6 protein-coding genes are annotated in these 8,913 nt (G+C 70.7%); 5 read left to right on the top strand and 1 reads right to left on the bottom strand.

From position 1 onward, the window contains the following. The 5 genes from aceE to AB0F81_RS48745 all read left to right on the top strand — a co-directional run. Nucleotides 1-2,409: pyruvate dehydrogenase (acetyl-transferring), homodimeric type (gene aceE, locus AB0F81_RS48765; RefSeq protein ID WP_360210861.1), on the top strand; the 2,409-nt coding region annotated here is incomplete at its 5' end. Nucleotides 2,410-2,491: 82 nt separating this feature from the next. Continuing rightward, nucleotides 2,492-4,609 carry a methyl-accepting chemotaxis protein gene (locus tag AB0F81_RS48760; RefSeq protein WP_360210859.1) on the top strand — a complete coding sequence of 706 codons (2,118 nt, stop codon included), beginning with the start codon at nt 2,492-2,494 and terminating at the stop codon, nt 4,607-4,609. Between the two features lie 13 nt (nt 4,610-4,622). Further along, nucleotides 4,623-5,606, top strand: coding sequence for a crosslink repair DNA glycosylase YcaQ family protein (locus AB0F81_RS48755; RefSeq protein WP_360210857.1), 984 nt, complete (start codon nt 4,623-4,625; stop codon nt 5,604-5,606). Then, nucleotides 5,603-7,009 carry a glutamate--tRNA ligase gene (gltX, locus tag AB0F81_RS48750; RefSeq protein ID WP_360210855.1) on the top strand — a complete coding sequence of 469 codons (1,407 nt, stop codon included), beginning with the start codon at nt 5,603-5,605 and terminating at the stop codon, nt 7,007-7,009. The genes AB0F81_RS48755 and gltX overlap by 4 nt, the downstream gene beginning before the upstream one ends. Before the next feature lie 278 nt (nt 7,010-7,287). After that, the gene (locus tag AB0F81_RS48745; RefSeq protein ID WP_360210853.1) at nt 7,288-7,947 is read left to right on the top strand and encodes a hypothetical protein; all 660 of its coding nucleotides are present in this window, start codon (nt 7,288-7,290) and stop codon (nt 7,945-7,947) included. A gap of 1 nt (nt 7,948) precedes the next feature. On the opposite strand, the gene AB0F81_RS48740 is transcribed toward AB0F81_RS48745, so the two are convergent. Next, nucleotides 7,949-8,599: a TetR/AcrR family transcriptional regulator gene (locus AB0F81_RS48740; RefSeq protein WP_360210851.1), complete on the bottom strand. Its 651-nt coding sequence runs from the start codon at nt 8,597-8,599 to the stop codon at nt 7,949-7,951. Nucleotides 8,600-8,913: the final 314 nt, after the last annotated feature.

Here is an 8,913-nt window from a genome sequence, read left to right as displayed (position 1 = left end):
CCGGAGATCGGCGTCGGCGGTCACATCTCGACGTACGCGTCGTCGGCCAGCCTCTACGAGGTCGGCATGAACCACTTCTTCCGCGGCAAGGACCATCCGGGCGGCGGCGACCACATCTTCTTCCAGGGCCACGCGTCGCCGGGTATGTACGCGCGGGCGTACCTGGAGGGCCGGCTCAGCACCGACCAGCTCGACGGGTTCCGGCAGGAGCTGTCGCATCCCGGTGGCGGCCTGCCGTCGTATCCGCATCCGCGGCTGATGCCGAACTTCTGGGAGTTCCCGACGGTCAGCATGGGTCTCGGCCCGCTGAACGCGATCTACCAGGCGCGCTACAACCGCTATCTGCACAACCGTGGCATCAAGGACACCAGTCAGCAGCACGTCTGGGCGTTCCTCGGCGACGGTGAGATGGACGAGGTCGAGTCGCTCGGCGCGATCGGCCTGGCCGCCCGTGAGGAGCTGGACAACCTCACCTTCGTCATCAACTGCAACCTGCAGCGCCTGGACGGCCCGGTCCGCGGCAACGGCAAGGTCATCCAGGAACTGGAGGCCTTCTTCCGCGGCGCCGGCTGGAACGTGATCAAGGTCGTCTGGGGCCGGGAGTGGGACCCGCTGCTCGCCGCGGACACCGACGGCGCGCTGGTCAACCTGATGAACGTCACGCCGGACGGCGACTACCAGACGTACAAGGGCGAGTCCGGGGCCTATGTGCGCGAGCACTTCTTCGGCCGGGACCCGCGGACCCGCAAGCTCGTCGAGGGCATGAGCGACGACGAGATCTGGAACCTCAAGCGCGGCGGGCACGACTACCGCAAGCTCTACGCGGCGTACAAGGCGGCGACCGAGCACACCGGCCAGCCGACCGTGATCCTGGCCAAGACGATCAAGGGCTGGACGCTGGGCTCGCACTTCGAGGCCCGCAACGCCACGCACCAGATGAAGAAGATGACCCTGGACGACCTGAAGGGCTTCCGGGACCGGCTCTACCTCGACATCAGCGACAAGCAGCTCGAGGAAAACCCGTACCTTCCGCCGTACTACCACCCCGGCGAGAAGTCCGACGAGATCCAGTACCTCCAGCAGCGCCGCCGTGACCTGGGCGGGTACGTACCGACCCGGCGCACCAAGGCCAAGTCGCTGGCGATCCCGGACTCGAAGGCGTTCGGCGACATCAAGCGCGGCAGCGGCAAGCAGAAGATCGCCACCACGATGGCGTTCGTCCGCCTGCTCAAGGACCTCATGAAGGACAAGGAGTTCGGCCCCCGGTGGGTGCCGATCATCCCGGACGAGGCCCGCACCTTCGGCATGGACTCGCTCTTCCCGACCAAGAAGATCTACTCGCCGCACGGCCAGACCTACACCTCCGTGGACCGGGAGCTGTTCCTGTCCTACAAGGAGGCGACCAACGGTCAGATCCTGCACGAGGGCATCAACGAGGCGGGTTCGACCGCGAGCTTCATCGCCGCGGGTACGTCGTACGCGACGCACGACGAGCCGATGATCCCGCTGTACATCTTCTACTCGATGTTCGGCTTCCAGCGCACCGCCGACGAGCTGTGGGCGGCCGCCGACCAGATGACCCGCGGCTTCCTGCTCGGCGCCACCGCCGGGCGGACCACGCTCAACGGTGAGGGCCTGCAGCACGAGGACGGGCACTCGTTGCTGATCGCGGCGACCAACCCGGCCGTGGTGGCGTACGACCCGGCGTTCGCGTTCGAGATCGCGCACATCATCGAGAACGGCCTGCACCGGATGTACGGCGAGAAGCAGGAGAACATCTTCTACTACCTCACCGTCTACAACGAGCCGGCCATCCAGCCCGCCGAGCCCGCGGGCGTCGACGTGGAGGGCCTGCTCAAGGGCATTTACCGGTTCAGCGAGAGCCCGCAGAAGGACGGGCCGAAGGCGCAGCTGCTGGCCTCCGGCACCGGCATGCGCTGGGCGCTCAAGGCTCAGGAGCTGCTCGCTCAGGACTGGGGTGTGAGCGCCGACGTCTGGTCGGTCACCTCGTGGACCGAGCTGCGCCGTGACGCCATCGAGGCGGAGGAGCACAACCTGCTCCACCCGAGCGACAGCCCTCGCAAGCCGTACATCCAGCAGAAGCTGGAGAGCAGCGAGGGCCCGTCGGTGGCGGTCAGCGACTGGATGCGGGCGGTGCCCGACCTGATCAGCCGCTGGGTGCCGAACGGCTACACCTCGCTGGGCACCGACGGGTTCGGCATGAGCGACACCCGGCACGCCCTGCGCCGCCACTTCCACGTGGACGGCGAGTCGGTCACCGTCGCCACGCTGCGCGAGCTCGCGCTGCGCGGCCAGATCCCGGCGCACGTGCCGGCCGAGGCCGCCAAGAAGTACGCGATCGACGACGTCAACGCCGCGCCGGTGGGCGAGACCGGCGGCGACAGCTGATCGTCCGCTCCGTTTGGGGCGGCCCGTCGCTTTTGCGGCGGGCCGCCTCAGTATCTGGCCCCGACGTGCCGATCAGACCGGTGTGCGCCTTCGAATCAGCCACCAGCTCCTGATCCTAGGCCTGGGCAGCGTGCTCGTCACCGCACTGATCCTGGTGGTGGTCGGCGCCTGGCAGAGCAGCCGGTTCGCCGACCGCACCGAGCAGGAGGTGCTGCGGCAGAACGCGGCGGAGCTGGACCGGACCACCGCCGACGTCACCAGCCTGGTCAGCATGGTCGGCGCCGAGATCCAGCACGGCGTCGACGTCGGCATGAGCAGCGCCACCGGCCTGCTGAACCAGCGGGGCGGCGTGGAGCTCACCCGGCGTACCGCCACCTGGACCGCGACGAACCAGGTCACCCAGGCGAAGACGGAGGTCGCCCTGCCCCGGGTCACGGTCGACGGCGACTGGCTCGGGCAGAACGCCGACCCGAAGCGGTCCACCCCGTTCGTCGACGACGCCGCGCAGCTGTCCGGTGGGAAGGTGACCCTATTCCAGCGGATGAACGAGGCGGGTGACCTGCTAAGGGTCGCCACCACCATCCGCGGCAAGGACGGGAACCGGGTGATCGGCACCTACATCCCGGCCGTCGCGGACGGCAAGCCGAACGCGGTGGCGGCGGCGATCAAACAGGGCAAGGCGTTCCGCGGGGTCGCGCAGGTGGTCGGCACCCCGTTCATCAGCGTCTACGACCCGATCAAGGACGCCTCGGGCCGGGTGATCGGGGCGCTCTACGTCGGTGTGCCGCAGAGCGAGGCGCTGGAGAACCTCACCGCGACGATCGCCGACCGGACGGTCCGGGAGAACGGCTGGGTCGCCATCTTCAGCACCGCGGCGGCCACGCGGGGCCAGGTCGTCGCCTCCAGCCTCGACGGGGTGGTCGGCACCACCGATCTGGAGGCCACCGACGCCGACGGCACCCGCTACGTGGAGGAAATCGTCACGCAGGCGCCTCAGCTGGCCGAGGGCGCGACGTGGCGGACGACCTACCAGCTACCCGGGGCGGGCGGCGCGGAGGCCGGAGACACCACCACAACGGTCGCGTACTACGCCCCGTACCAGTGGGCGGTGGCCGTCGGTGGCTACAACGCCGACGCTGAGAAGGCGGTGACCGTGGTCCGGGAGGGCCGGGGCACGATGCTCACCTGGTTCGTGGTGGTCGCCGTGCTGCTCGCGGTGGCCGGCGCCGCGGCCGCGTTCTTCCAGGCCTCCCGCCTCGCCGGGCGGGTGTCCCGGCTCACCGGCGCCCTGACCCGGCTGGCCGACCGGGATCTGACGGTCTCGGTCCAGGACCGCGGGCGCGACGAGATCGGCGAGGCCAGCGCGGCCCTGGACGCCGCGGTCACCGAGCTGCGCACCGTGATGCAGGAGGTGACCTCCGCGTCCGGCGAGGTGGCCGACACCGCCCGGCGGGTGTCGGCGACCGGCGGGGAGATGGCTTCCGCCTCCGACATCGCGGCCGATCGGGCGGGGACGGTCAGCGTCTCGGCGGACACCGTGTCGCACGTGGTGCAGACGGTGGCCGCCGGCGCCGAGGAGATGGGCGCCTCGATCACCGAGATCTCGCACAACGCCCAGGAGGCCGCGCAGGCCGGCCGGGACGGTGTCGGGCTCACCTCGGCGGCGGCCGGCGTCATCGAGGAGCTGCGGTCCTCGACCGCCAAGATCACTGACGTGGTCCGGTTGATCGCGACCATCGCCGAGCAGACCAATCTGCTCGCCCTGAACGCCACCATCGAGGCGGCCCGGGCCGGCGAGACCGGCAAGGGCTTCGCGGTGGTCGCCGGCGAGGTCAAGGAACTGGCCCAGGAGACCGCCCGGGCCACCGAGGACGTGACCTCCCGGGTCGCCGCGATCGAGGCCGACACGGCCCGCGCGGTCACCGCCATCGACGCGATCTCCTCGCGGATCGCGCAGGTCAACGACTATCAGACGGCGATCGCCGCGGCGGTCGAGGAGCAGGCCGCCACCACCGCCGAGATGGCCCGCAACATCACCGAGGCGGCCGAGGGAAGCCGGGACATCGCGGCCGGCATCGGTACGGTCAGCGGCGCCATGGAGGGCACCCGGCAGTCGGTGGTCGCGGCGCACCAGGCGGCCGACGAGCTGACCGCCACCGCGCAGCGCCTCACCGGACTGGTCGGCCGCTTCACCGTGTGACAGCGTCGGGGCCGTGACTCCGGAAGAAGTGCTGCGCAGGCGGGTGCACCGCCATTTCCTCGCCGACGAGAAGGCGCCCGACGTCGTCATCCTGGCCCGCCGGCTCGGCGGCATCCACGCCCAGGTGGCCTCCTCCGCGCAGGCCGCCGCCGACCTGCGGATGACCCGGCCGCCGGACCTGGAGAAGGCGCTGTACACCGACCGCACCCTGGTCCGGACCTGGGCCGCCCGCGGCACCCTGCACCTGCTGCCGGCCGAGGACCTGCCGGTCTGGGTGGCCGCGATGAGCACCCGCGACCGCGAGACCAAGGGCTCGTGGCTGAAATACCACGGCGTGACCGCGGAGCAGATGACCGACATCATCGCGGCGATGCCGGACGTGCTCGGCGGCGAGCCGCTGACCCGTGAGGAACTGGCCGAGGCGATCATCACGGCGACCCGGCACGAGGACCTGCGCGGGCCGCTCACCCAGGGTTTCGGGGCGATCCTCAAGCCGCTCGCCTTCCGCGGCCTGCTCTGTTCCGGGCCGCCCCGCGGGCGCAACGTCACCTTCGTGGCGCCCCGTGCCTGGCTGGGCGACTGGGAGCCGGTGGAGACCGAGGCGGCGATCGACCGGCTGGCGGCGGACTATCTGGGCACCTACGGGCCGGCCGAACCGGAGGAGTTCGCCCGCTGGTTCGACCTGCGGCCGCCGCTGGCCAAGCAGTCCTTCAAACGGATCGGGACACCGGAGTACGCGCCGGTGACGATCCCGGACACGGTGCGGCTGCTGCCGGCGTTCGACCCGTACACGATCGGGGTGTTGCGACAGCTGGAGACCGTGAGCAGCGGACCGCGGGCCGCGGTCTCGCGGCCGCAGGGCTGGATCTCGCCGGTGGTGCTGGTGAACGGGCGGATCGAGGGCACCTGGGAGCCGGGCCCGGAGATCACCCTGTTCCGGGAGCAGCCGGACTGGGTCCGTAAAGCCCTGGCCGGTCTCGGTAGGCTGAGCTCGTGACTGTTCGCGTACGTTTCGCACCCTCACCCACCGGCATGTTCCACGTCGGCGGCGCCCGGTCGGCGCTGCAGAACTGGATCTACGCTCAGCAGCACGGCGGTGTCTTCGTGCTCCGGATCGAGGACACCGACGCGGCCCGCAACCGGCCCGAGTGGACCGAAGGCATCATCTCCGCGCTGGACTGGATCGGTATCGAGCGCGGGACGTACGAGGGTCCCTACTTCCAGTCCGCCTACGCCGCCGATCACACCGCCGCTGCCACCCGGCTCTACGGCGAGGGCAAGGCCTACTACTGCGACTGCACCCGCGACGACGTGGTGGCCCGCTCCGGCAACAAGCACACCGGCTACGACGGCTTCTGCCGCGACCGCGCGCTCGGCCCGGGCGAGGGGCGCGCGCTGCGCTTCCGCACGCCGGACGAGGGTGAGACGGTGGTCGAGGACCTGGTCCGTGGCAAGCCGACCTTCGAGAACAAGCTGATCGAGGACTTCGTCATCGCCCGCAGCGACGGCTCGGCGGTGTTCCTGCTGGCCAACGTGGTCGACGACATGAGCATGGGCATCACCCACGTGTTCCGCGCCGAGGAGCACCTGCCCAACACCCCCAAGCAGCAGCTGCTCTGGGAGGCGCTGGGCGTGACCCCGCCGGTCTGGGGGCACGTGCCGGTCATCGTCAACGAGAAGCGGCAGAAACTCTCCAAGCGCCGCGACAAGGTCGCCCTGGAGTCGTACCGGGACGAGGGCTACCTCGCCGCCGCCATGCGCAACTACCTGATGCTGCTCGGCTGGGCGCCCACCGGCGACCGGGAGATCGTCCCGTGGTCGGTGATCGAGGAGGAGTACCGGATCGAGGACGTCAACCACGCCCCGGCCTTCTTCGACGTCAAGAAGCTGCGGGCGTTCAACGGCGAGTACATCCGGGCGCTCACCCCGAGCGAGTTCACCCAGGTCTGCGCGCCGTGGCTGACCGGCACCGACACGATCCCGGCGCCGCGCTGGGAGCCGGAGAAGTTCGACGCCGACGTCTTCATGGCGATCGCCCCGCTCGCCCAGACGCGGATCGCGGTGCTCTCCGAGATCGTCGACTACGTCGACTTCCTCTTCCTCGACGAGCCGGTCCACGACGAGGCATCCTGGACGAAGGCCATGAAGGAGGGCGCGGCGGACATTCTGGACGGGACGGCGGCCGCCTTCGGCGCCCTGACCGACTGGTCGGCCGAGGCCCTCAAGACCGCGCTCGAGCAGGTGGGCGAGGCGCGAGGTCTCAAATTGGGCAAGACCCAGGCACCGGTACGGGTCGCCGCCACCGGCCGCACGATCGGTCTGCCGCTCTTCGAGTCGCTCGAGGCGCTCGGCCGTGAGCGCACTCTGGCGCGCATCGCCGCAGCTCGCGCCCGGGTTTGACGCCATTACCGCATCCGGCGGCCGGTTGGCCACAGCCGGTCGTCGGATCCGGTGAAGGCATCCTCTGCACGGGTGGCCGCCACCCCCACGTATTGCGAGGACTTGATACTGTTCGGCCGCTGATCAACGGTCGAAACGTCTTGTCAGCCGTCCCCCAAATGGCTCCAATTCACCCGGCCTCGAGATGCGGCCGGGCCGCCGTCCGGGAAGGCTGAGGGGCCAGGCCGCACGAGCAGCGGTTCACTTGTCCATGTCCATCCACGTGCGGGGGAGGTCGGATGGTGCGAGGGACGATCACCAGATTGGTGTCGGTGGTGGGCGCACTGGCCGTCGCGGTCATGCTCGCCGTCGGCACGGCTCCGGCCGCGCACGCCGCGCCGAAAGCGGCGGTCAAGCCGACCGGGGCGCAATTGACCGGCACGGGCATCAAGAGCCCGATCGTCGTCCGGCAGGATGCCGAGCCCAAGCTCTTCCAGATGCTGTACAACGAGGTCAGCTGGCTGGCCACCGAGTCACCGCAGACGTCGGCGCCGAAAGCCGCCAAGCTGGGCCCGAAGTTCACGGTGACACTGCTGGTCAAGGACGCGCCGCACCAGGTGTACGACCTGTACCCGCTGGCTGCCGGCGGTCCCCGGGCGTTCCGCCCGGCCAAGCAGCCCTCGGGCAAGAAGGCGGCCGGCTGGTTCTACGGCCGGCTCTCGATGTCGGAGTCGCTGCGCCTCGGCGGCGCGCCGCTGAAGGCCAAGCCGGACGTGGTCAACGGCGGCATCGGCGGTGGCGTCGGCGAGGATCTCAACGCCGCGGAGTACGACCCGGTCGAGAGCGTGAACGAGGCCTTCACCGAGTTCCGCCGACTGTTCCTGCTCAACGGCGCGGTCCTGCTGATCATTCTGGTCGGCCTGGCCGGCATGGCGTTCCTGATCCGCCGCCGGATCTGATCTATCCGGTGCTGAGGCCCGGCCGTTCCCCGCTCGCGGGGACCGCGCCGGGCCGCTGCGTCTCCGGGTCCCGGCCGCTCCTGCGGGCCGCGTGCTCAATCATGCTCACCAGGTCAGCGAGGTCCGCGTCGAACTCCGCGTCGTCACCGCCGGCGGGGCGGTCCTCGCTCTCCGGGGCGGGCACCCGGGGCAGGCCGCCGGTCACCTCGCCGGTGGTGTAACCCAGCAGGAAGGCGCAGATCAGCCGGGCCAGGCGGGGCACCTCGGCGCCGGGCACCCCGGCGTCGTGCAGGATGCCGCGCAGCGCCGCGGTCAGCCAGGAGGCCGACGCGCCGGCCGCGGAGCGGTTCAGCAGCAGGGGGAACGCGCTGGGGTGCGCGTGCGCCAGCGAGCGCACGGCACGGCCGAGCGCCCGCAGCCGGTGCCGCCAGTCGATGTCGGCCGGGTCGTCGCCGACCGCCGTGCCCAGTTCCAGATGCAGCAGGTCGACCAGACCGTCCAGCAGGGCGTCCTTGCCCCCGACGTACGGGTAGAGGGCCATCGAGGTGAGCCCGACCCGCTCGGCGACCGCCCGCATCGACATCGCCGCGAGGCCGCGCTCGTCCACCAGGGCCAGTGCCTGGTCGAGGATCAGCCGTCTCTTGTCGTCCACCGGCTCAAGCTGACCAGTCCGGCCGCCACCACGAGCGAAACGCGCCCAGAGCCCGTCCCGCACTCACCCGTACGAGACACCCGCCCTGAAGCGCAACCACCACGCATTGCGCCCGCCGGTGCCGAGGGCGCCGAAAACGGCGAGCGAAGCGTGGTCGTTTTCGGTGCCCTCGGCACCGGCGTCAAAGGGCGCAATGCCGCCGAGCGACAGCGAAGGCCAGCAAGCTCAGCGCGACAGCGAAGGCCAGCAAGCTCAGCACCAGCGGCCGGGCGGGCGGCCGCGGCCCGCGGCGCGGCGGCGGGGGCGCACCGCCC

This window comes from Actinoplanes sp. NPDC024001 (genome assembly GCF_040638955.1).
Taxonomy (GTDB): Bacteria; Actinomycetota; Actinomycetes; order Mycobacteriales; family Micromonosporaceae; genus Actinoplanes.
This window is presented reverse-complemented; position numbering and strand designations above follow the sequence as displayed.